At 72.2% G+C, this 21,767-nt stretch carries 19 protein-coding genes; 7 read left to right on the forward strand and 12 right to left on the reverse strand.

Annotated elements, in window-relative coordinates; all coding sequences use genetic code 11:
- Positions 1 to 26: 26 nt before the first annotated feature.
- Positions 27 to 569, reverse strand: coding sequence for a CGNR zinc finger domain-containing protein (locus ACFYU0_RS10270; protein ID WP_389299441.1), 543 nt, complete (start codon positions 567 to 569; stop codon positions 27 to 29).
- 126 nt (positions 570 to 695) lie between these two features.
- Here ACFYU0_RS10270 and ACFYU0_RS10275 point away from each other — a divergent pair, with 126 nt between their 5' ends.
- From ACFYU0_RS10275 to ACFYU0_RS10295, 5 genes are all read left to right on the forward strand, one after another.
- A complete protein-coding gene (locus tag ACFYU0_RS10275; protein WP_351659231.1) occupies positions 696 to 1,145 on the forward strand; it encodes a VOC family protein in 450 nt (149 codons plus the stop codon).
- An 11-nt stretch (positions 1,146 to 1,156) separates the two neighbouring features.
- Positions 1,157 to 2,044 (forward strand): pyridoxamine 5'-phosphate oxidase family protein, encoded by an 888-nt coding sequence (locus tag ACFYU0_RS10280; RefSeq protein WP_389299445.1) that lies wholly within the window; start codon positions 1,157 to 1,159, stop codon positions 2,042 to 2,044.
- A 9-nt stretch (positions 2,045 to 2,053) separates the two neighbouring features.
- Positions 2,054 to 2,542, forward strand: coding sequence for an NUDIX hydrolase (locus ACFYU0_RS10285; RefSeq protein WP_389299448.1), 489 nt, complete (start codon positions 2,054 to 2,056; stop codon positions 2,540 to 2,542).
- Between the two features lie 200 nt (positions 2,543 to 2,742).
- Positions 2,743 to 4,518 (forward strand): TIGR03767 family metallophosphoesterase, encoded by a 1,776-nt coding sequence (locus ACFYU0_RS10290; RefSeq protein WP_389299450.1) that lies wholly within the window; start codon positions 2,743 to 2,745, stop codon positions 4,516 to 4,518.
- 93 nt (positions 4,519 to 4,611) lie between these two features.
- A complete protein-coding gene (locus ACFYU0_RS10295) occupies positions 4,612 to 5,766 on the forward strand; it encodes a serine hydrolase domain-containing protein (RefSeq protein ID WP_389299453.1) in 1,155 nt (384 codons plus the stop codon).
- Between the two features lie 57 nt (positions 5,767 to 5,823).
- Here ACFYU0_RS10295 and ACFYU0_RS10300 read toward each other — a convergent pair whose 3' ends face one another.
- Complete coding sequence (locus ACFYU0_RS10300; protein ID WP_389299456.1) at positions 5,824 to 6,861, reverse strand: hypothetical protein; 1,038 nt, start codon at positions 6,859 to 6,861, stop codon at positions 5,824 to 5,826.
- 207 nt (positions 6,862 to 7,068) lie between these two features.
- Positions 7,069 to 9,651: an aminopeptidase N gene (pepN, locus tag ACFYU0_RS10305; RefSeq protein WP_389299459.1), complete on the reverse strand. Its 2,583-nt coding sequence runs from the start codon at positions 9,649 to 9,651 to the stop codon at positions 7,069 to 7,071.
- A 164-nt stretch (positions 9,652 to 9,815) separates the two neighbouring features.
- Here pepN and ACFYU0_RS10310 point away from each other — a divergent pair, with 164 nt between their 5' ends.
- Positions 9,816 to 10,478 (forward strand): DsbA family protein, encoded by a 663-nt coding sequence (locus ACFYU0_RS10310; protein ID WP_389299461.1) that lies wholly within the window; start codon positions 9,816 to 9,818, stop codon positions 10,476 to 10,478.
- 110 nt (positions 10,479 to 10,588) lie between these two features.
- Here the strand turns inward: ACFYU0_RS10310 and ACFYU0_RS10315 are convergent, their stop codons facing one another.
- The 8 genes from ACFYU0_RS10315 to ACFYU0_RS10350 all read right to left on the reverse strand — a co-directional run bounded on the left by ACFYU0_RS10315 (position 10,589) and on the right by ACFYU0_RS10350 (position 19,166).
- Positions 10,589 to 11,236 (reverse strand): superoxide dismutase, encoded by a 648-nt coding sequence (locus ACFYU0_RS10315; protein WP_351659255.1) that lies wholly within the window; start codon positions 11,234 to 11,236, stop codon positions 10,589 to 10,591.
- 126 nt (positions 11,237 to 11,362) lie between these two features.
- Entirely contained in the window at positions 11,363 to 12,745 is a 1,383-nt protein-coding gene (locus tag ACFYU0_RS10320; protein ID WP_389299465.1) for an amino acid permease, read from the reverse strand.
- 118 nt (positions 12,746 to 12,863) lie between these two features.
- Positions 12,864 to 13,754 (reverse strand): TauD/TfdA dioxygenase family protein, encoded by an 891-nt coding sequence (locus ACFYU0_RS10325; protein ID WP_389299467.1) that lies wholly within the window; start codon positions 13,752 to 13,754, stop codon positions 12,864 to 12,866.
- A 14-nt stretch (positions 13,755 to 13,768) separates the two neighbouring features.
- A complete protein-coding gene (locus ACFYU0_RS10330; RefSeq protein ID WP_389299469.1) occupies positions 13,769 to 15,106 on the reverse strand; it encodes an LLM class flavin-dependent oxidoreductase in 1,338 nt (445 codons plus the stop codon).
- Positions 15,103 to 15,837, reverse strand: coding sequence for an ABC transporter ATP-binding protein (locus ACFYU0_RS10335; RefSeq protein ID WP_351659266.1), 735 nt, complete (start codon positions 15,835 to 15,837; stop codon positions 15,103 to 15,105). Before ACFYU0_RS10335 ends, ACFYU0_RS10330 begins: the two co-directional genes overlap by 4 nt.
- A complete protein-coding gene (locus ACFYU0_RS10340) occupies positions 15,813 to 16,661 on the reverse strand; it encodes an ABC transporter permease (protein ID WP_389299472.1) in 849 nt (282 codons plus the stop codon). Before ACFYU0_RS10340 ends, ACFYU0_RS10335 begins: the two co-directional genes overlap by 25 nt.
- Positions 16,658 to 17,725: an ABC transporter substrate-binding protein gene (locus ACFYU0_RS10345; RefSeq protein WP_389299475.1), complete on the reverse strand. Its 1,068-nt coding sequence runs from the start codon at positions 17,723 to 17,725 to the stop codon at positions 16,658 to 16,660. Before ACFYU0_RS10345 ends, ACFYU0_RS10340 begins: the two co-directional genes overlap by 4 nt.
- Positions 17,726 to 17,966: 241 nt before the next feature.
- A complete protein-coding gene (locus ACFYU0_RS10350; RefSeq protein ID WP_389299478.1) occupies positions 17,967 to 19,166 on the reverse strand; it encodes an ROK family protein in 1,200 nt (399 codons plus the stop codon).
- A gap of 430 nt (positions 19,167 to 19,596) precedes the next feature.
- Between ACFYU0_RS10350 and ACFYU0_RS10355 the strand changes: the two genes are divergently transcribed.
- Complete coding sequence (locus ACFYU0_RS10355) at positions 19,597 to 20,178, forward strand: biotin transporter BioY (RefSeq protein WP_389299480.1); 582 nt, start codon at positions 19,597 to 19,599, stop codon at positions 20,176 to 20,178.
- A gap of 85 nt (positions 20,179 to 20,263) precedes the next feature.
- Here ACFYU0_RS10355 and ACFYU0_RS10360 read toward each other — a convergent pair whose 3' ends face one another.
- Positions 20,264 to 21,688: an amino acid permease gene (locus ACFYU0_RS10360; RefSeq protein WP_351659280.1), complete on the reverse strand. Its 1,425-nt coding sequence runs from the start codon at positions 21,686 to 21,688 to the stop codon at positions 20,264 to 20,266.
- Positions 21,689 to 21,767: the final 79 nt, after the last annotated feature.

The raw sequence follows: 21,767 nt of genomic DNA on the forward strand, positions 1-21,767 counted from the left end.
TGAATCCCGTCGCGTCCCGGATTGGCTCAACTCTCCTTGGAGCGGGCGTAATGCCGGGAGGCCTTGGCGCGGTTTCCGCACGACGCCATCGAGCACCAGCGGCGGGTGCCGTTGCGGGAGGTGTCGAAGAAGTGCAGGACGCACGCCTCGTGGGCGCAGCGGCGGATCCGGTCCGGGGCCCGGTCGAGCAGGTCCAGGTAGTCGCGGGCGGCGAGCCAGGCCGGCGCCCAGGAGGCGTCGGCGAACTCGGGCTCCTCGAAGGCGCCCTCGCCGGTCAGCCGCGCCCGGATGCGCCCGTGCGCCAGCACGGCGTCCACGAGCGGGGCGCCCTCCTCCAGCGACCCGTCCACCGCGGCGCCGAGCGCCTCGCGTGCCTGCCGCAGATGGCGCAGCACGTCCTCGTCGGCCGGGTGCTCGCCGTCCAGCCCGTTGTCCGCGAGCCACACCGCGAGGCCGTCGGTGCCGTCGAGCAGGTCCTGGGGCGCGCCGTCCCTGTTCCACCGGGTGTTGAGCAGGTCGAGCGCGAGGGGCTCGCCGGTGAGCGGGCGGGGGTCGCGGGCGGTGGGCATGACGGGCTCCTTCTCTGCTAACCGCTCAAGCGTACGTGACCGGTTGACGCAACGCTCTCTAACCTTCTAACGTTGCCCATAGGGGTTAGGGAGTCCCGATCGCGGGACAGCCCCGAAGGGAGAGCCATGACCTTGCGCACCGGTCACACCGGCCTGAACGTCACCGACCTCGACCGTTCCCTCGCCTTCTACCGGGACGTCCTGGGCTTCGCACTGCTCGCCGAGGGCAAGGAGGACGGCCGGCGGTACGCGTTCCTCGGCGAGGCCGGGGGAGACGGGCCCGTCCTCACCCTCTGGCAGCAGGCCGGCGGCCCCTACGACGGCGGCCGGGCCGGGCTGCACCACCTCGCCTTCACGGCCGGCTCGGTGGACCGGGTCCGGGAGTACGAGGCGGCGCTCCGGGCCGCCGGGGTGGAGTTCGCCCACGAGGGCGTGGTGGCCCACCGGGAGGGGTCGGCCTCGGGCGGGATCTTCTTCCACGACCCGGACGGCACCCGCCTGGAGATCTCCGTCCCGCACGGCGCCGAGGATGCGCCCGCCCCGCACGCATCCGCTCCGACCTGCGGTTTCTTCTAGAAGGCGGTGCCATGAGCGTCTATCACGCCGGTTCCCGCGCCGTGCAGGACCTGGTCGGCGTGCGGGACCGCGCCGACCACGTCGGCCGCTCCCTCGGGCCGGACCTCAAACCGGTCGCGGCGGCCTTCCTGGAACTCCAGCCGCTGCTCGTCGTGGGCGCCGCCGACCCCGCCACGGGCCGGGTCTGGGCGTCCCCGCTCGCCGGCGCCCCGGGCTTCGTCCGGGCCACCGGGCCCCGGCAGGTGTCCGTCACCGGCGGGCCGCCCCCGGCCGACCCGCTCGCGACGGCCCTGGCCACCCCGGGCACCGCCGTGGGCGCCATCGTCCTCGATCCGCGCACCCGGCGCCGGATGCGCCTCGGCGGCCGGGTGCGGCCCACCCCCCGGGGCTTCGCCGTCGAGGCGGAGCAGGTGTTCGCCAACTGCCCCAAGTACATCCAACGCCGGGAGCTCTGCGAGCGGGTGCCGGACCGCGTGCCGGGCGCCCCCCGCACCCTGGACCGGCTGGGCGCGGAGCAGGCCGCGCTCGTCGCGGCGGCCGACACCTTCTTCCTGGCCACCGTGCACGCCGACGGCGCCGACGCCAGCCACCGCGGAGGCAACCCCGGATTCGTCCGGGTCGTCTCACCGGACGAACTGGCCTGGCCGGACTATCCCGGCAACGCCATGTTCCGAAGTCTCGGCAACCTGTACGCCGACCCGCGCGCCGGACTGCTCTTCCTGGACTGGACGACCGGCACCACCCTCCAGCTCACCGGCTCGGCCCGCACCCGGTTCGGCGCCGGCGGCGAGCGGACCGTCCGCTTCACCGTCACCGGCGCCGTGCACACCCCGGCCGCCCTGCCGCTGCGCTGGTCCGCGCCGGAATACTCACCCGCCAATCCGGACAACCCGCGCTAACGTCCCCTCATGCGACAGAAGTTGAGGGTGGCGGCCTACGCCGTGTGCGTCCGTGACGGACAGATCCTGCTGGCCCGTTCACCGGCCCCCGGCGGCGGCCACGAGTGGGTGCTGCCGGGCGGCGGCATGGAGCACGGCGAGGACCCGTACGACACCGTGCGGCGCGAGGTCGCCGAGGAGACCGGCTACCGGGTCGAGGTGACCCGGCTGCTCGGCGTGGACTCCTCCCGCCATGTCTTCCGCGGCGGCCGGCCGCCGCGCCGCACCGACCACCAGGGCGTGCGGATCGTCTACGAGGCCGGGATCACCGGCGGCGAACTCCGCCACGAGATCGGCGGCTCCACCGACTTCGCGGCCTGGCAGGACCTCGACGCGGTGTCCGGCCTCACCCGGATCCGCCTCGTCGACGTGGCGCTGCGGCTGTGGCGCGAGCGTCCGGAGACCGGACATCTCGGACCCGGAACCCACCCCCTGCCCCGGCAGATGAACGAGGAGTGACCGGCCCCCGGCCGCCCGCGTTCGACTCCGTGACCGCGCCGCGCACACCGTGATCCACGTTCGGTGATCGGTGTGGGGCGTTGCCGCCCTGTTCACGCACAGGTCATCCCCGGTGCGAACCATCCAGAGCGAGCGGGGCGTCGGCGCCTGCGACGGCCCGCGACCACCGCCGACGCGTTCGCACCCGGGGAGACCGCGCCATGTCGCGCATACGCTCTGTCGCCACCTCCACGCTGGGGGTCCACCGCCGTACCGTGCTCGCCGCCGCCGGAGCCGTCTCGCTCTCCGCGGGCGTCGGCTACGCCCTGCGCCCCACCGAAAGTCAGGCCGCCACCGCCACCGACGGCCGGGCCGCGACCACCACCGCCGAGACGCCCGTCGCCACCTCCCGCAAGGCGGCCCCGGCACCCCTCGCCCCCTACACCAAGGGCACCACCCTCGCCTCCGTCGCCGCCCCGCTGAGCGGCTCCGGCTACCGCCGGCTCGGCGACGGCCCCGGCTGGAAGCGGGTCGTCCGGGACGAGCTGGCGGCCCCCAAGTCCGGCCGCGCGGGCCGCCGTACCGCCCTCGCGGCGTTCGTGCAGTTCACCGACCTGCACCTGATGGACGTGCAGCACCCGCTGCGCCTGGAGTTCCTGCGCGCCCACGACCCGCACGCCTGGCGCCCGCACGAGGCGCTCACCGTGCCCGGCGCCGTCTCGCTCGTCGAGCGGGTCAACGCGCTGCGCGGCGCCCCCGTCACCGGCGCGCCGCTGCACTTCGTGATGACGACCGGCGACAACACCGACAACAACGCCCACTCCGAACTGGAGTGGTTCATGACGGTGATGAGCGGCGGCCGCATCACCCCGAACTCCGGGGACCCGCGCCACTACGAGGGCGTGCAGAACAGCGGCCTGAAGCAGTACTGGCAGCCCGGCTCCACCGCCCGGGACAGGGACAAGGCGCTCGGCTTCCCGTACCTGAAGGGCTTCCTGGCCGCCGCGACCCGGGAGGTCCGCAGCCCCGGCCTCAACCTGCCCTGGTACTCCACCGTCGGCAACCACGACGCCCTCCCGCTCGGCTGCTACGGCTCCCACGGCGACCCGTACCTCACCGAGGCGGCCATCGGCGGCCGGAAGCTGATGAGCGTCTCCGCCGCCGACGCCAAGAAGCTGCAGGACGCCATCAAGAACGCGACCGACCCCAAGGGCGTCGGCTACCGCGACTTCCTCAAGGCCCACGCCCGCTCCGCGCGCCAGGTCACCCCGGACGAGAGGCGGGCGCAGTACACCCGGGCCGACTACCTGAAGGCCCACCTGGACCCCGCCCACCAGGGCCTCGGCCCGGCCGGCCACGGCTACTCCTCGGCGAACCTGGACGCCGGCACCCAGTACTACGCCTTCCGCGTCTCCGAGGACGTCATCGGCATCAGCCTCGACACCACCGACCCCGGCGGCCACTACGAGGGGTCCGTCGGCACCGCCCAGCTCAAGTGGCTGGACAGGACGCTCAAGGACAACAAGGACTCCTACGCCGTCGTCTTCAGCCACCACACCAGCAAGACCATGACCAACACCCGCCCCGACCCGGACCGCCCGGGGGAGCGCCGCCACAACGGCGCCGAGGTCGTCTCGGTGCTCTCCTCCCACCCCAACGTGCTGGCCTGGGTGAACGGCCACATCCACCGCAACGACATCACCCCGCACCGGGCCTCCGGCGGCCGCGCCTTCTGGGAGGTCTCCACCGCCTCGCACGTCGACTTCCCCCAGCTCGCCCGCGTCGTCGAACTCGTCGACAACAAGGACGGCACGCTCTCCGTCTTCACCACCCTGGTCGAGTCCGCCGCCCCGCACCGCGCCGACCACGCCGACCTCTCGCAGACCGGCCTGGCCGCCCTCTACCGTGAGCTGTCGTACAACGCCCCGGGCGCGAGCAAGGCGCTCGCCGGCGACGCGGTGGACCGGAACACGGAGCTGGTGCTCAAGAAGGGCTGAGAGTCACTCGACCGAGTGACGGTCAGGCACGATCGCGCGCACTGCCGGGTATCACCCCCCGACGGCACCGAACACCACATGTTGGGGGACAGCATGCGCGTCCGCACCGCCCTGGTGGGCACCACCGCCCTGTTCCTGTCGGCGGCCCTGGCGGGACCGGCCCTCGCGGCCGCACCCGCCGCGGCCGGCCGGGACGCCGGCGGCCACCAGGCCACCCGCCGGGCGATGGAGGCGGCGGTCGCGGCCGGTGTGCCCGGGGTGACCGCCACCGCCAGGGACTCCCGGGGCACCTGGTCGGCGACCGCGGGCGTGGGCGACGTCGTCACGGGCGCGCCGCGCTCGCCCGCCGACCGCTACCGGGTCGGCAGCATCACCAAGACGTTCGTCGCCACCGTCCTGCTGCGACTGCAGGCGGAGGGCCGGCTCGACCTGGACGACACCGTGGACACCTGGCTGCCCGGGCTGCTGCGGGGCCACGGCCACGACGGCCGGGAGATCACGGTCCGGCAACTGCTGAACCACACCAGCGGCGTCTACGACTACACCTCCGACGCGGACTTCGTCCGCGACCACTTCCTCAGGGACGGCTTCTTCCGGCACCGCTACGACACGCTCACCCCGCGCGACCTGGTGGAGACCGCCATGCGGCACGAGCCGTACTTCGCGCCGGGCACGTCCTGGAAGTACTCCAACACCAACTACGTCGTCGCCGGCATGCTGATCGAGAAGGTGACCGGCCACTCGTACGCCACCGAGATCGAGCGGCGCGTCATCCGGCCGCTGCGGCTCACCGCCACCTCCCTGCCCGGCACCCGGGTCACCGTTCCCCGGCCCAGCAGCCGCGCCTACTCCAAGCTCGCCCTGACGACGACGGGCCCGACGTACGACGTCACCGAGCTCAACCCCTCCCTCGCCTCCGCGGCCGGGGAGATGATCTCCGACTCGGCGGACCTCGACCGCTTCTACTCCGCCCTCCTGGGCGGGAAACTGCTCCCGGCCCGTCAGCTCAAGGAGATGAAGACCACCGTGCGCGTCCCCGGCTCGCCGAACACCGGTTACGGGCTTGGCCTGATGGACACCAGGCTGGGCTGCGGCGTCCATGTGTGGGGCCACGAGGGCGCCATCCACGGCTCGGCCTCCTCCGCGGTGACCACGGCCGACGGCCGGCACTCCCTCGCGGTCGACTTCAACGGCGACTGGTCGGGCGGCACCGGCGCCGTGATCGAGAAGGAGTTCTGCGGCGGCTAGTCCTCCGCCCGTCCTCCGCCGGCCGTGCCGTTCGCCCCCGGCCCCGGCCGGACCTCCCTACCGTGGCAGCACCACGACGTACGCGGCCGGATCACGGTCGCCGGACGCCATCAGGGCCGTCCGGACCACCGCCGCCTGCTGCTCCATGGACTCCCTGAGCTTGCGGGGCGTGATGTGGACGACGGTGATCCCCAGCCGCTCCAGGTGCTCCCGCCTGCGCGCGTACTCCGACCACGTCGCGTCCTCGTCCTGCCGGGGCCCGCGGGTGTCCAGCTCCACCGCGACCGCCTGCTCGGGCCAGTAGGCGTCCACTCCGCCGAGGTGCGGACCGCCGGGCAGGCGCAGGTCCACGTTCCAGACCGGGTCCGGCAGTCCGTGCTCGCCGACCATCCGGTACAGCCGGGTCTCCGCGACCGACCGTCCCTCGGCCACCAGCGAGTCCACCGCGCCCACCACGTGCGGCCGGTTCAGCAGCTTCGCCCGGGTCAGCTCGCGCACCACGGCGGCGGGTTCGCAGTGGCCGTCGCGCACCGCCTCGGTCAGCAGCCGGCGGACCGCGCCCGCGTCCGTCAGCCCCGCCACCGCGTCCGCCAGCGCGCGCGGCACCGGAGCCACCGGCAGGCCCGTCACCGCGACGGGCGTGGGCAGGTCGGGGGCGCGCAGCACGCGGACGTAGCCCGTGGTGCGCAGCCGGCGCAGCCGCGGGACCAGGACCTCGACGCTGTCGAGGGAGAGCAGCGGCGGGGTGCAGGAGAAGCCGTGCAGGGTGAGCGCCGCCAGACCCGTGATCATCGTCTCCGGGTACACCGGGCGGTGCGGGTCGCCGGCCGTGGGCTGGGTGGGGACGCCCGGCGCCGACTCCCGCGCCGCGTACAGCAGCGCGCCGTGCAGCCGCTCCTCGCTGGTCGGCGGGCCGGAGTGGAGCAGGACCACGTTCGGCAGCAGGAGCTGCCAGGCGCCGCCGGGACGGCACTGCTCGTTCAGCTCGGCGGTGGAGACGCCGTGGGAGCGGAGCTGAGCGGGCGTCATGATGCGCCGGCGGATGTCCGGAAGGTGGCGCAGGGTGCGGGGCGAGAGGGGGGTGTCGTGCGTCATGGCCTCGACGTTCCCGCGCTTCGTCCCCCCTGTAACCGCTGTTACACGCTCGTCGAGGAATGCGGACAACACGGTATTAAAGGACGGGTGTTCGGGTGCCGAGTAGGGGCCGGAAACCCCTGGTCCCATCGGGTGCGGACCAGGGGTTACGGCTGCTATTGACTGAATTCCGTAACGGTCACCGAAAGCGGAATCCCTGGCCAATGCTCAGCGGCCGGCCGCCGCCGCGTCGCACTCCTGTGCGCGCAGCGCCCGCGCCAGGTCGTCCCGCGCCTCCAGCACCAGCCGGCGCAGCGCCGGGGCCGCCTCCGTGTGCGCCGCGAGCCAGGCGTCGGTCGCCGCCAGCGTCTCCGGCCGGTCCTGGTAGGAGGGGTACAGACCGCGCACCACGTCCATGCCGATCTGGATCGACCGCTCCCGCCACACCCGCTCGATCACCGCGAAGTACTTCTCCGCGTACGGCGCGGTCAGCTCCCGCTGCGAGGGCAGGCCGAAGCCCGCGATGGTCGCCTCCACGAGCGCGTTGGACAGCGCGTCGGACTCCACCACCTGCGCCCAGGCCTGCGCCTTCACCGCCGCCGACGGGCGGGCCGCCAGGCACCGGACCTGGTGCCGCTTGCCGGACGCCGTGTCGTCGCGGGCCAGCTCGGCCGCCAGCACCGCCTCGTCCGCCATGCCGTGCGCCGCCAGCGGCTCCAGGAACGCCCAGCGCAGCTCCTGGTCCACCACCAGGCCGTCGATCTCCGCCGCGCCATCCAGCAGGTCCTTCAGGAGCAGCAGATCGTGGTCGGCGGCGGCGACGGTCGCGAAGAACCGCGCCCACGCGAGCTGATGCTCACTGCCCGGCTCGGCCTCCCGCAGCTCGCCGAGGGCCCCCTCCGCCACCAGCCGCTCACCGGTCGCGCGCCACTGCGGCGCCACATAGTGCACCAGCGCCGAGTTCGCCCAGGCGTGCAGCATCTGCAGCACGCCGATGTCGGACTCGCGGCCCGCGAACCGCAGCACCAGGCCGATGAAGTCCCGGGCCGGCAGCAGGGCGTCCCGGGTGAGGTTCCACAGCGCCGACCAGCACAGGGCGCGGGCCAGCGGGTCGGTGAGCGCCCCCAGGTGCTCGCGCAGGGTGGCCAGCGAGGTCTCGTCGAAGCGGACCTTGCAGTACGTCAGGTCGTCGTCGTTGACCAGCACCAGCTCCGGCGCCTCGGCGCCGGCCAGCTCCGCCACGACCGTGCGCGGGCCCTCGACGTCCGTCTCCAGGCGCGCGTACCGCTCCAGCGCGCCCTCGGGCGTGCGCCGGTACAGACCCACCGCGACCCGGTGCGGGCGCAGCTCCGGGTGCGTCTCCGCGGCCTCCTGGAGGACGGCCAGCTCGGCGATCCGGCCGCCCTCGGTGTCCAGCAGCACCTGCGGGGTCAGCGAGTTGACGCCGGCCGTCTGCAGCCAGGAGCGCGCCCACACCGTCATGTCCCGGCCGCTGGTCTCCGCCAGCACCGACAGCAGGTCGCCCAGGCGGGTGTTGCCGTAGGCGTTGCGCTTGAAGTAGCGGCGGGCGCCCTCGAGGAAGGCGTCCCGGCCGACGTACGCCACCAGCTGCTTGAGCACCGAGGCGCCCTTGGCGTAGGTGATGCCGTCGAAGTTGAGCTTGGCGTCCTGCAGGTCGCGGATGTCCGCCGTGATCGGGTGCGTGGAGGGGAGCTGGTCCGCGCGGTAGGCCCAGGCCTTGCGGCGGTTGGCGAAGGTGATCCAGGCGTCGGTGAAGCGGGTCGCGCCGACGTTCGCGAACGTGCCCATGAAGTCCGCGAAGGACTCCTTCAGCCACAGGTCGTCCCACCACTCCATGGTGACCAGGTCGCCGAACCACATGTGGGCCATCTCGTGCAGGATCACGTTGGCCCGCGCCTCGTACGACGCCTGCGTCACCTTGCCGCGGAAGATGTACTCCTCGCGGAAGGTCACCAGACCCGGGTTCTCCATCGCCCCCAGGTTGTACTCGGGGACGAAGGCCTGGTCGTACTTCCCGAACGGGTACGGGTAGTCGAAGTGGTCGTGGAAGAAGTCCAGGCCCTGCTTGGTGACCAGGAAGACGTCCTCGGCGTCGAAGTACGGGGCGAGCCCCTTGCGGCACATCGCGCCCAGCGGGATCTCCAGCTTCGTGCCGTCCTCGAAGACCCGCTCGTAGTGGTCCGTCACGTAGTGGTACGGCCCCGCCACCACGCAGGTGATGTAGGTGGAGATCGGCCTGGTCTCCGCGAACCGCCAGACGCCGTCGGCGAGTTCGCCGGCTCCGTTGCTCCACACCGTCCAGCCCTCGGGCGCCCGTACCTCAAAGCGGTACGGCGCCTTCAGGTCCGGCTGCTCGAAGTTGGCGTAGACCCGGCGGGCGTCGGCGGGCTCGTACTGGGTGTAGAGGTAGACCTCGCCGTCCTCGGGGTCGACGAAGCGGTGCATGCCCTCGCCGGTGCGCGAGTAGGCGCACTGGGCGTCGACCGTCAGCTCGTTCTCCGCGGCCAGGTCCTCCAGCAGGATCCGGGAGCCGTCGAAGACCGCGCCGGGGTCCAGGTCCCGCCCGTTGAGCGTGACCGCGGTCACGCTCGGCGCGATCAGGTCGGCGAAGGTCGACGCGCCCGGCTCGTTGCAGCGGAACCTGATCACCGTCACCGAACGGAAGGTGCGCGGCTCGGCGCCCCCGTCCCCGACGGCGGACCGCAGGTCCAGCGCCACCTCGTAGCCGTCGACCGACAGCAGGGCGGCCCGCTCCCGGGCCTCGTCGCGGGTCAGATTCTCACCGGGCACGTCGTGGCACTCCCTTGTGGTCGCTTGGACACCTCACAACAGGACCGATCCTGCCATGCGCACCTGACACGGCACATCAGGGAATCCCCTCGACACGGCCGGTGCGGGAATGGCGGGAGCGGCGGTGCTGTTGCCGCTTCAAAAGACCTTCGCTGAGGAGAAGCATGTCCGAGACCGCGGCCCCCTCCGGCAAGACCCCCGTGGACTTCTGGTTCGACCCGCTGTGCCCCTGGGCCTGGATGACCTCCCGCTGGGTGCTGGAGGTCGAGAAGGTCCGGGACATCGAGGTCCGCTGGCACATCATGAGTCTCGCCGTCCTCAACGAGAACCGGCTGGACGAGCTGCCCGAGGAGTACCGGGAGATGCTCGCCACCAAGGCCTGGCAGCCGGTGCGCGTGGTCACCGCCGCCTGGCAGAAGCACGGCGCGGACGTCCTCGGCCCGCTGTACACCGCGCTCGGCACCCGCATCCACAACAACGGCGAGGGCCCGACCCTGGAGGCCGTCGCGGGCGCGCTCGCGGACGTCGGCCTGCCCGCGGAGCTGATCGACTACGCCGAGCAGCAGGACTTCGAGTTCGACGCCGAGCTGCGCGCCTCCCACAAGGAGGGCATCGAGAAGGTCGGCCAGGACGTCGGCACCCCGGTCATCGCGGTGCCGGGCCCCGACGGCGAGCAGATCGCCTTCTTCGGCCCGGTCGTCACCCCCGCCCCCAAGGGCGAGGAAGCGGCCCGTCTGTGGGACGGCACCCTCGCGGTCGCCTCCGTCCCCGGCTTCTACGAGATCAAGCGGACCCGCACCAAGGGCCCGGACTTCAGCAACCTGTAGAGCCCGCGTTCAGCCCGGAGGGCCCCCGCGAGTCACGTCCTCGCGGGGGCCCTCCTCTCATTCGCCCGCCGCCGTGAAGGGTGAGAAGACGATCACGAGGCGGGGCGTTCTCAGGGGGCGAGCAGCAGCACGTCCGCGCGGGACCTGGCGGCCGTGAGGCGCCCGGCCACGTCCTGCCAGTTCACGACCCGCCACATCGCCTCGACGAAGTCCACCTTCTGGTTGCGGTACTGCAGGTAGAAGGCGTGCTCCCAGGCGTCGAAGACGAGGATCGGGGTCGAGCCCTGACCGACGTTGCCCTGGTGGTCGTAGACCTGCTCCACGATCAGCCGGCCGCTCAGCGGCTCGTACGCGAGCACGCCCCAGCCCGAGCCCTGGGTGGTGGCCGCGGCCTTGGACAGCTGGGTCCGGAACGCGGCGAACGAGCCGAACGACTCCCTGATCGCCTCGGCCAGCTCGCCCACGCCGTCGGCCGCGAGGGGCTCGCCGCCGCCCTCCTTCGGGCCGGTCATGTTCTGCCAGTAGATCGAGTGCAGGATGTGCCCGGAGAGGTGGAAGGCCAGGTTCTTCTCCAGGCCGTTGACCGACCCCCAGCTCTCCTTCTCCCGTGCCTCGGCGAGCTGCTCCAGGGTGTCGTTGGCGCCCTTCACGTAGGCCGCGTGGTGCTTGTCGTGGTGCAGCTCGATGATCTCGGGGCTGATCACGGGCGCGAGCGCGGCGTAGTCGTAGGGCAGGTCGGGCAGCGAGTACACGGGCATGGGCGGTTCCCCTCCGAACCTTATTGCAAGTCTCTTGCAACTACACGCTAGCAACAACAAGGCGGGGACGCACGAAGGCCCCCGCGTGTCGCACGCGGGGGCCTTCGGCGCCGGGGCGGGGACGGGTCAGCGCTTGGCGCGGGCCCGCTGCCAGGCGTAGCCCACGGCCGCGAGGAACAGCGTCATGCCGCCCGTCGACAGGAGCTGCAGGCGGGTGTCCGGCTCCCGGGCCATGAGGACGAAGATCGCCGCCATGCCGGCCAGCGCGACCCAGGTGAGGTAGGGGAACGCCCACATCCGCACGACCAGCTTCTCGGGCGCCTCGCGTTCGATGCGGCGGCGCAGCAGGAGCTGGGAGACCGCGATGAAGATCCAGACGACCAGGATCACCGCGCCGATCATGTTCAGCAGCCAGGCGAAGACGTCGTCCGGCCGCCAGTAGCTGAGCAGCACGCAGCCGAAGCCGACGACCGACGAGACGAGGACGGCGATCCGGGGCACCCCGCCGGAGACCTTCGCCAGCGCCTTCGGGCCCTGGCCGCGCTCGACCAGCGAGTAGGCGATGCGCGAGGAGCCGTAGATGTTGGCGTTCATCGCCGACAGCAGGGCCACCAGGATGACCACGTTCATCACCTGGTCGGCGCCGGGCAGGCCGATCTGCCGCAGGGCGGCGACGTACGGGCCGTCCGTCACCACCGACTTCGCGTTCCACGGGACCAGGGTCACGATGACGGCCATCGAGCCGATGTAGAACAGGGCGATCCGCCACATCGCGGTGCGCACCGCCCTCGCCACGCCCTTGACCGGGTCCTGGGACTCGGCCGCCGCGATGGTGACCGTCTCCAGGCCGCCGTAGGCGAAGACCGAGGCCAGCAGGCCGATCACCAGACCCTCGCTGCCGTGGGGCAGGAAGTCGCCGAGGTGGGAGGCGCCGGGGGAGTGGGTGCCGGGCAGGACGCCGGCGATGGCCAGCACGCCGAGGACCAGGAACAGGCCGATCGCGCCGACCTTCAGTGCCGCGAACCAGAACTCGAACTCGCCGAAGTTCTTCACGGCCGTGAGGTTCGCACCGCAGAACACCAGCATGAAGAGGGCCACCCAGACCCACTGCGGGGTGCCCGGCAGCCAGCCCTGCACGATGTTCGCGGCGCCGATGCCCTCCAGGCCCACCGCGGTGCACAGCAGCACCCAGAAGGACCAGCCGGCGGTGAACCCGGCCCACGGGCCGATGGCCCGCTCGGCGTGCGCGGAGAACGAGCCCGAGGACGGGTAGGCGGCGGACATCTCGCCGAGCATCCGCATCACCAGCATCACCAGCAGGCCGGATACCGCGTACGCGACGACGACGGAGGGACCGGCGGCCGCGATGCCGGCGCCGGAGCCGACGAACAGGCCGGCGCCGATCACCCCGCCGAGGGCGATCATCGACAGGTGGCGCTGCTTGAGGCCGTGGGAGAGGGAGTCGCCGGACCGCTGCAGCGGTGGCGTCTCGAGGGTGCTGTGGGGCATGGGCGCGGCTCGTCCAGTCGTCGGCGGCGAAAACCAAGCCAGTCTGGGCGGCCCGTTCGCTCCCGCGAAGGGGCCGCCCAGCATCCGGACGCGCGCTGTACGAAGGGTGAGACTCCGGTTACGCGGCGACCGGGGTGTAGTGCGAGGCGTCGCCCTCGATGGAGTAGCTCTCCTTGCCCTCGACGCCGACCGGGACGTCACCGGCGGCGGTCACCCGGTGCAGCCGGCGCGGCTGCCCGTCGTAGTTGTCGATGGCGTAGTGCTGGGTGATGCGGTTGTCGAAGAGCACGAGCTGGTTCTCCGACCAGCGGTGGCGCAGCACGTTCTCCGGGCGGGTGACGTACGCCTGCAGCAGGTCGAGGACCTTGCGGGACTCGCCCACCGACAGCCCCACGATCCGCTGCGCGAACCCGCCGATGAACAGCCCGCGCTCCCCGGTCAGCGGATGGACGCGGACCACCGGGTGGGCGGTGCGGTACTTGATGGAGGTGAACTGGGCGCGCTGGGCGGCCTTCTCCTCGTCGATCGCCTCGTCCGGCACCGCGTAGTCGTAGTCGTTGGTGTGCTCGGCCCACAGCGTGTCGGCGAGCCGGCGCAGCGGCTCGGGCAGGTCGCGGTAGGCGGCCGCCGCGTTGGCGATCAGGGTCTCGCCGCCGTACGGCGGGACGGTGATCGAGCGCAGGGTGCTGGCCTGCGGCGGGTTGAGGACGAAGGTGACGTCGGTGTGCCAGTGGTTGGCGCGGCCCCGCTCGCTGTCCACCGGCAGCACGTTCGGGGAGCCCTCGACGGCGCCGACCGTCGGATGGGCGGTGGTGAGGTCGCCGAGGTGGCGGACGAAGGCCTGCTGTCCGGCGTCGTCGAGGTGCACGTCGTCGAAGACGAGCGCCTTGTGGGCGTTCAGCGCCTCGCGGATGCCGGCGACCTGTTCGGCGGCGAGCGGCCGGGAGACGTCGACGCCGGAGACACGGGCGCCGATGCGGGCGGTGACCTTGGTGATCTCGAGGGACATGTGCGGTGGTCCTTTCAGACGAGGGCGGGGGTGAGGTACTGGTTGGCGGGGCGGGGCAGGCCGTAGCGCTCCCGCAGGGTCCGGCGGGGGCCGTACGCGTCGCGCAGCAGGCCGCGCCGGCGCAGGAGCGGCACGACGTGCTCGACGAAGGCCTCCAGACCGGAGGGCAGCACGGCGGGCATGATGTTGAAGCCGTCGGCGGCGCCCTGGGTGAACCAGGTCTCTATCTGGCCGGCGACCTGCTCGGGCGTCCCGGCGAAGGTGAGGTGGCCGCGTCCGCCGCCGAGACGGCCGATGAGCTGCCGTACGGTCAGCCGCTCGCGCCGGGCCAGCTCCACCACCAGGGTGTAGCGGCTCTTGGCGCCCTCGATGGCGGACTCCGGCGGCAGGTCCCCGGGCAGCTCCCGGTCCAGGTCGAGGGCGCCGGGCTCCAGGTGCAGCAGGCTCTCCAGCCGGGCCCGGCCGTGCTCGGGGACGATGTGGTCCTCCAGCACCCGCTCGTTCGCCCGCGCCTCGGCCTCGGTCGCGCCGAGCACCGGGACGATGCCGGGCAGCACCTTGATGTGCTCCGGGTCCCGTCCGGCCCCGGCCGTGAGCGACTTCAGGTCGGCGTAGAAGGCCTGGGCGTCCGCGAGGGTCTGCTGGGCGGTGAAGACCGCCTCCGCGTACCGGGCGGCGAAGGCCTTGCCGTCCCTGGAGGAGCCGGCCTGCACCAGCAGCGGGTAGCCCTGCGGGGAGCGCGGCACGTTGAGGGCGCCCTCGACGGCGAAGTACGTCCCCTTGTGCCGGGGCGGGTGGATCTTGCGGTCGTCGCCCCAGACGCCGGCCGCCTTGTCGGCGACGATCGCGTCGTCCTCCCAGCTGTCCCAGAGCTTGAGGGACACGTCGAGGAACTCGGCGGCGCGGGCGTACCGCTCGGCGTGCGCGGGCTCGGCGTCCAGGCCGAAGTTCCGGGCGGCCTCCCGGCCCGCGGTGGTGACGATGTTCCAGCCGGCCCGGCCGCCGCTGACGATGTCCAGCGAGGCGAACCGGCGGGCCAGGTTGTAGGGGGAGTTGTAGGAGGTGGAGGCGGTGGCGATCAGCCCGATGTGCTCGGTGGCCGTCGCCAGCGCGGTGAGCAGGGTGAGCGGCTCCAGGGCGCCGGCCGGACGCTGGGCGAGGTTGCTCCAGAGCTGCGGGCCGTCGGCGAGGAAGAGCGAGTCGAAGGTGCCGCGCTCGGCGATGCGGGCCAGCCGCACGTAGTGGGCGAGGTCGACGTGCGCGTACGGGTCGCTCTCCGGCAGCCGCCACGACGCCTCGTGGTGGCCGGTGTTCATCAGGAACGCGTTGAGGTGCAGTTCTCTCGTGGTCACTCGTGGTCCTCCGTGACACCGAGTGCGGCCAGCAGCCGCTCGCGGTACTCGCCCAGCACCGGCTCCCGGTAGGAGCGCGGGTGGGGACGGTCGATGGTCAGGTCCAGGCCGATGCGGCCCCGGTCCAGGACGAGGACCCGGTCGGCGAGCACGATCGCCTCGTCCACGTCGTGGGTGACGAGCAGTACCGACGGCCGGTGCCGCTTCCACAGCTCGCGCAGCAGGTTGTGCATCTTGATGCGGGTCAGTGCGTCAAGCGCGCCGAACGGCTCGTCGGCCAGCAGCAGTTCGGGCTCGCGGACCAGGGAGCGGGCGAGCGCGGCGCGCTGCGCCTCGCCCCCGGACAGCTCGCCCGGCCAGGCCCGTTCGCGGCCCCCCAGCCCCACCTCCTCCAGGGCCGCCCGGCCGCGCCGCTCGGCTTCCTTGCCCTCGGTGCCGAGCAGGACGTTGTCCAGCACCCGGGCCCAGGGCAGCAGCCGGGAGTCCTGGAAGACCACCGACACCCGCTCGGGGGCGCTGAGCCGACCGCTGCCGGCGACTCCGTGATCGAGTCCGGCGACGGCCCGCAGCAGGGTGGACTTGCCCGAGCCGCTGTGCCCGAGCAGGGCCGTGAACTGGCCGGCGGGCAGATCCAGGTCGATGCCGTCGAGGACCGTGCGGCCGTCGAACGACCTCGTCAGCTCGCGCAGCCGGACGGCGGGCCGGGTCAGTTGCTCAGTGTGCGGCGCCATGACAGCACCCTCCGTTCGACGAGACGGACCACGCTGTCGGAGATCAGGCCGAAGACGCCGTAGATCAGCAGGCCGACCAGGATGACGTCGCTCTGGCCGTAGTTCTGCGCCTGGAACATCAGGTAGCCGAGGCCGCTGGTGGCGTTGATCTGCTCCAGGACCACCAGACCCAGCCAGGAGCCGGTGACGCCGAGCCGGAGACCCACGAAGAATCCGGGCAGCGCCCCGGGGATCACCACCCGCCGGACGAAGGCGAACCTCGACAGCCCCTGCACCTCGGCGAGTTCGACGAACCGGGTGTCGATGCCGGACAGCGCGGCGTGCGTGTTCAGGTAGATGGGGATGTAGACGACGATCGCGATGATGGCGATCTTGAAGGTCTCGCCGATGCCCAGCCAGAGGATGAACAGCGGGATCAGGCCGAGGGTCGGGATCGCCCGGTTGAGCTGCACGGTCCCGTCGATCAGCGCCTCCCCGGCCCGGCTGAGCCCGGAGACCAGCGCGAGCAGCACCCCGGCGGTCAGGCCGATCGCGAAGCCGTAGGCGGCCCTGCGGAGCGAGGTGAGCACGTCGGTGGGCAGCGTGCCGTCGGTCCACAGGTGGCCGGCGGTCCGCAGCACCGTCCAGGGCGCCGGTATCGCGCCCGGGTCGAGGGCGCCGGCGGCCGAGGCGGCGGCCCACAGGACGAGCACCAGGAGCGGTCCGGTGAGCCGGGCCGCGGGCAGCCGGCGCCCGGGGGAGAGCCGCCGGCGCCGGCGGACCTGGGGCGGTTCCGCGGCGGCCGGTGCCGCCACGGCGGTCGTGGTCGTGGTCACGGCGCTCACCTCCGGTACTCCGCCGGGACGGCCCGGGCGGCGATGGCCTCGAAGCGGTGGTCGAAGAGCGAGGAGACGTCGAACTTCTTCACGAAGCCGCCCTCGGCGAGCAGGTCGGCCGTCTCCTGCTCCCACCTGACCGCCTCGTCCCAGCTCGGCGGGAAAAGCGGCTTGTTGGCGAGCTCGGTGATGGACTTCGCCTGGTCCAGGGTCAGGTTCTGCGTCTTGACGTAGAACTCCTCGTTCCACACGTCCGGGTGCTCGTACTGCCACACCAGTCCCTTGGCCCAGTGCGGGATGTACGCGGCGACCGCGGCGGCCTTGGCCGGGTCGGCGAGCACGGACCGCGGTGCCCACAGCAGGCTGAGCAGGTCGACCACGTCGGTCTTGATGACGCGGGCGCCCTTGCCCCCGTACTGCTTGAGGTAGGCGGGCGCCTGGCTGTTGCCGAGCGGGGCCACGTCGACCTGGCCGGACTGCAGGGCGGTCAGGAACTGGTTGCTGGTCAGCGGGACCAGCTTCACCTGGTCGTACTTCAGACCCGCCTTCTTCAGCGCCCGCAGCAGCACGACACCCTGGGCCTGGCCCTGCGAGAAGGCGATCTTCCTGCCGCGGAAGTCCTCGACCGTGCGGATGTCGCTGCCGGGCTTGGTGGCGAAGAGGTAGTTGGGCTTGCGGGTCACGTTGATCGCCACGATCTTCGCGTCGAAGCCCTGGTAGTGCGCCTGGATCGGCGGTATGCCCGCGTTGTTGGCGAGGTCGAGGGACTTGGCGCGGAAGGCGTTGATGACGTCCGGGCCGGCCCCGATGTTGAGCCAGTCGGACACCTCGAACGGCAGCGGGGGCAGCTTGGCCAGCTTGAACTGGAGCTGCTGGACGTTCTGGTAGGAGGAGATCTTCAGGCTGGTGCCGGCCGGGACCTTGGCGGCGAGGGGGCGGGTGAGGGCGCCCTCGGTGTCGGCGGCGGCGCTGCCGTCCGCGCAGCCGCTGAGACCCGCGACGGCGGCGGACGCGCCGAGCAGGGAGGTCAGGAACAGGCGGCGGTCGAGACCGGTGACGGGCGGAGCAGACATGGGGGGACTCCCTGGGTACGCACAGCGGAAAGGCAGGCCGGAAGGCAGCCGGAATTTCCGGCGGAATGCCGGAAGAAAAGCTCATGGAAGAGCTTGTGGAAAGAGAACTCACGCAGACGGAAACACGCGCTTCATGCGCGGCAACATGTCAGCAACAGAGGGTGCGACAACTCGTGAGCGGGTTCATGACCAGCATGTTCGTCGCCATCGCCGCCCCCTGTCAACATTCCGAGTTTCTGAATTAAATAGTCTCTGGTGATGCGCCCAGTGGATCCCGGAACAGCACGTCCAGCATCACCGAGCCGCCCGCGACCGCGAGCACCGAATCGGGGAAACTCGTCGGCAGCACGGACGCCGCGCGTCGCTCCCCGGCCGCTTCCCGCAGCGCGGTCAGGCAGTCGTCGAAGCGCATCGTGCCCACCTCGGTGACCACGACCGTCTCCGGGTTGAGCACGTCCAGCAGCAGCCCGGCCGCCCGTCCCGTGGCCCGGGCCCGCTCCACCAGCAGCCGCCGGGCCACCGCGTCGCCGGCCGCCGCCGCGGCCACCACGTGCATCGGGTTGCCCGAGCCGGTGACGCCGGCCGCGCGGGCCCGGCGGCACAGCGTCCGCTCGCTCAACTCGGCCTGCAGGCAGCCCGTACGGCCGCAGACGCAGGGCTCGGTGCCGCCCGGCACCGGGAGGTGGGCGATCGCGCCGGCCTGCGAGCGGGGCCCGTGGTGCACCTCGTCCCCCGTGGCGAACGCCGCGTCGACCATGTTGCCGACGAACACGTGCAGCACGCTCCGGCTGCCCCGGGCCCGCCCGAACAGCCGCTCACCGCTCACCAGCCCCCGCGCGTGCCCGTCGACGTGGACGGGCAGACCGGTGCGGTCCGCGAGCAGCTCCCGCACCGGCACCTCGCGCCAGCCCAGGAGTTCGTGCTCCACGACGGTGCCGGACTCCCGGTCCACCCAGCCGCCGGCGGCGACACCGACCCCCAGCGGGCGGCGCTCCGGCGCCCGCGCGAGCAGCGCCCCCAGCGCGTCGGCGGCGCGGGCCAGCACCCGTCCCGGATCCGGCCGTTCGTGCTTCAGCTCGCATCGGGCGAGCACCCGGCCGCGCAGATCGAGCAGCGCCACCGTCGTGTACGGCACGGCCACGTGCACCCCGCCGACCACGAACCGTCCGGTGTCGAGGTCTACGGGGACGTGCGGCCGGCCCACGCCGTTCGAGCGGCGCGGGGCCGTCTCCTCACGGAGCAGCCCGAGTCCGGCCAGCCGGGCGCAGTGCTCGGTCACGGCCGCGGGGGACAGCCCGGTCAGCCGGGCGACGGTGCTGCGCGCCACCGGGCCGTGCTCCAGCACGGACCGCAGCACGACACTGGCGCTGGTGCGCCGCCGGTCGCTGTCGGCGGCGCGGGGAACGGGGGAGGCAAGGGTGGATGCCGCGGTACGGGGCATGGGGGCCGTCCTCGGGAACGGGGCCGACACGTCTCGGAGCCTCTCGGAGGGCGAGGGCGCGCCGGGGTGCGCCCTATCCCGGACGGCGACAGGTGGCCGTGCCCTGCCGTCGCAGGTCGACGTAGCGACGCGACGTGAAGTACCGGGCCTGGGCAACCATGCCGGAAGCGTAGGGCAGAAAGGGGGAATCCGACCAGTCCACTAGGGTTCGTTGGCGGGGTCCCACAGTTCCGCCGACGGCCCCCCGAGTGAGCTGCGCATCCCCGCCTCAGTGACCGTTGTCACGCCGTACCGGGTGTAACCACCATCATTTGTCGGGAGCCCACCAAGCCCTCGTTCCCCCCTTTGTCGACCGCTGACGGTGATCACCGCGAGGCCGCCGGGATAGCGTCACGGTGTCCCAGCCGTCCCCACCTCCCGCGGAGTCCCCATGAGCACCGCCACCGCAATCGTCCGCCCCGGTGAAGTCCTCGCCGACCTGCTGCCCGCTTCGCGGACCCGCGACATCGCGCTGGTGCTCGGCGGTGCCGTGCTCACCGGCATCGCGGCCCAGATCGCGGTGCCCGTGCCCGGCTCCCCGGTGCCGGTGACCGGCCAGACCTTCGCCGCGCTGCTCGTCGGCACCGCCCTCGGCGCCCGCCGCGGCTTCCTCTCCCTCGCCCTGTACGCGCTCGCGGGCGTGGCCGGTCTGCCGTGGTTCGCGGAGGGCGGCTCCGGCGCGGGCGCCGTCTCCTTCGGTTACGTCCTCGGCATGCTGCTCGCCTCCGCCGCCGTCGGCGCCCTGGCCCGCCGCGGCGCCGACCGCTCCCCGCTGCGCATGGCGGGCACGATGGTCCTCGGCGAGGCGGTCATCTACGCCGTCGGCGTGCCGTACCTGGCCCTGGCCGCCCACCTGTCCTTCTCCCAGGCCGTCGCCGCCGGCCTCACTCCGTTCCTGATCGGCGACGCCCTGAAGGCCGCCCTGGCCATGGGCGTGCTGCCCGCCGCCTGGAAGCTCACCGGCCGGCGCTGACGCCCCGGGCGGGCGAACGCATGACGAAGGGGAGGGAGTCCCGTGGGACTCCCTCCCCTTCGTCATGCCGGTGGGCCGGGCGGGATCAGCCGACGGACACCTTCTCCGCCGTGTCCTCCACGGCCGGGGCCGGCCGACTGCCCGCGATCTTCTGCTTGATCAGGGAGGCCGCGATCACCAGGGCGGCCACCAGCAGGGAGAGCTCGACGGTCGTGCGACCGCTGCTCTCGCCCTCGGTGTCGGTCAGCATGTAACCGAAGATGCCGATGATCAGAATGGCCGTCGCCCAGGTCAGGTACGGGTACAGCCACATCTTCACGACGAGCTTCTCCGGCGCCTCCCGCTGGATGATGCGCCGCATCCGCAGCTGCGAGAAGCAGATCGCCAGCCACACGAACAGGGCCACCGCGCCACTGCTGTTGAGCAGGAAGAGGAAGACCGTGTCCGGGAACTTGTAGTTGAAGAAGACGGCGGCGAAGCCGAAGGCCACGGACGAGAGGATCGCGGCCCGCGGCACACCGCGGGACGTGGTCCGCGCGAACGCCTTGGGCGCGTCACCGCGCTGGCCGAGCGAGAACGCCATCCGGGAGGCCGTGTACAGACCGGAGTTCAGGCAGGACAGCACCGACGTCAGGACGATGAAGTTCATGACCTCGCCGGCGTGCGGGATGCCCAGGGAGCCGAGGGCGGCGACGTACGAGCCGTCCTTCGCGATGGCCGGGTCGTTCCACGGCAGCAGGGTCACGACGATCAGGATCGAGCCGAGGTAGAAGACGCCGATACGCCAGATGATGCTGTTGGTGGACTTGGTGACGGCGCGCCGCGGGTCCTCCGACTCGCCGGCCGCCAGGGTGGCGATCTCGCTTCCCATGAAGGAGAAGACGACCAGCAGCACACCCGTGAGGATCGAGCCCGGGCCGTGCGGCAGGAAGCCGCCGTGCGAGGTCAGATTGGCGAAACTCGCCTTGTCGGTGTGCGCGCCGGGCAGCACGCCGAACACGGCCAGCAGGCCGACGACGATGAACGCGCCGATCGCCACGACCTTGATGCCGGCGAACCAGAACTCGAACTCGCCGTAGGAGCCGACCGAGATCAGGTTGGTCGCGGTCAGGACGGTCATCACGATGAGCGCCCAGCCCCATTGCGGCACGGCCGGTATCCAGCCCTCCAGGATCTTCGCGCCGGCCGTGGCCTCCACGGCCAGCACGACGACCCAGAAGAACCAGTAGAGCCAGCCGATGGAGAAGCCGGCCCAGGGACCCAGCGCGCGGTCGGCGTGCGCGGAGAACGAACCGGAGGTGGGGTTGGCGGCGGACATCTCGCCGAGCATGCGCATCACCAGCACCACGAGCGTGCCGACGAGGGCGTACGACAGAAGGATGCCCGGTCCCGCGGTAGCGATACCGGTACTGGAGCCGACGAAGAGGCCGGCTCCGATGACGCCACCGATCGCGATCATCGTCAGGTGGCGGTTTTTCAGTCCTGCTTGAAGGCCCGAACCAGGGGTCATGGACGGATTTCCTTTACGCCAGGTGGAGCTGCCCGCACGAGCGGTGTACGAGCCGGTCCAGTGAATCCGAGGTGAACGA

It is taken from the genome of Streptomyces sp. NPDC003720 (assembly GCF_042875075.1).
GTDB lineage: Bacteria > Actinomycetota > Actinomycetes > Streptomycetales > Streptomycetaceae > Streptomyces.

What these genes read in the sequence shown, in the direction of transcription:
- ACFYU0_RS10310 (WP_389299461.1), top strand. Translation starts at nt 9,816, where the DNA reads ATGTCCGAGACCGCGGCCCCCTCCGGCAAGACCCCCGTGGACTTCTGG.
- ACFYU0_RS10335 (WP_351659266.1), bottom strand. Translation starts at nt 15,837, where the DNA reads ATGGCGCCGCACACTGAGCAACTGACCCGGCCCGCCGTCCGGCTGCGC.
- ACFYU0_RS10285 (WP_389299448.1), top strand. Translation starts at nt 2,054, where the DNA reads ATGCGACAGAAGTTGAGGGTGGCGGCCTACGCCGTGTGCGTCCGTGAC.
- ACFYU0_RS10320 (WP_389299465.1), bottom strand. Translation starts at nt 12,745, where the DNA reads ATGCCCCACAGCACCCTCGAGACGCCACCGCTGCAGCGGTCCGGCGAC.
- ACFYU0_RS10325 (WP_389299467.1), bottom strand. Translation starts at nt 13,754, where the DNA reads ATGTCCCTCGAGATCACCAAGGTCACCGCCCGCATCGGCGCCCGTGTC.
- ACFYU0_RS10295 (WP_389299453.1), top strand. Translation starts at nt 4,612, where the DNA reads ATGCGCGTCCGCACCGCCCTGGTGGGCACCACCGCCCTGTTCCTGTCG.
- ACFYU0_RS10345 (WP_389299475.1), bottom strand. Translation starts at nt 17,725, where the DNA reads ATGTCTGCTCCGCCCGTCACCGGTCTCGACCGCCGCCTGTTCCTGACC.
- ACFYU0_RS10350 (WP_389299478.1), bottom strand. Translation starts at nt 19,166, where the DNA reads ATGCCCCGTACCGCGGCATCCACCCTTGCCTCCCCCGTTCCCCGCGCC.
- ACFYU0_RS10315 (WP_351659255.1), bottom strand. Translation starts at nt 11,236, where the DNA reads ATGCCCGTGTACTCGCTGCCCGACCTGCCCTACGACTACGCCGCGCTC.
- ACFYU0_RS10355 (WP_389299480.1), top strand. Translation starts at nt 19,597, where the DNA reads ATGAGCACCGCCACCGCAATCGTCCGCCCCGGTGAAGTCCTCGCCGAC.
- ACFYU0_RS10280 (WP_389299445.1), top strand. Translation starts at nt 1,157, where the DNA reads ATGAGCGTCTATCACGCCGGTTCCCGCGCCGTGCAGGACCTGGTCGGC.
- ACFYU0_RS10275 (WP_351659231.1), top strand. Translation starts at nt 696, where the DNA reads ATGACCTTGCGCACCGGTCACACCGGCCTGAACGTCACCGACCTCGAC.
- ACFYU0_RS10270 (WP_389299441.1), bottom strand. Translation starts at nt 569, where the DNA reads ATGCCCACCGCCCGCGACCCCCGCCCGCTCACCGGCGAGCCCCTCGCG.
- ACFYU0_RS10300 (WP_389299456.1), bottom strand. Translation starts at nt 6,861, where the DNA reads ATGACGCACGACACCCCCCTCTCGCCCCGCACCCTGCGCCACCTTCCG.
- ACFYU0_RS10360 (WP_351659280.1), bottom strand. Translation starts at nt 21,688, where the DNA reads ATGACCCCTGGTTCGGGCCTTCAAGCAGGACTGAAAAACCGCCACCTG.
- ACFYU0_RS10290 (WP_389299450.1), top strand. Translation starts at nt 2,743, where the DNA reads ATGTCGCGCATACGCTCTGTCGCCACCTCCACGCTGGGGGTCCACCGC.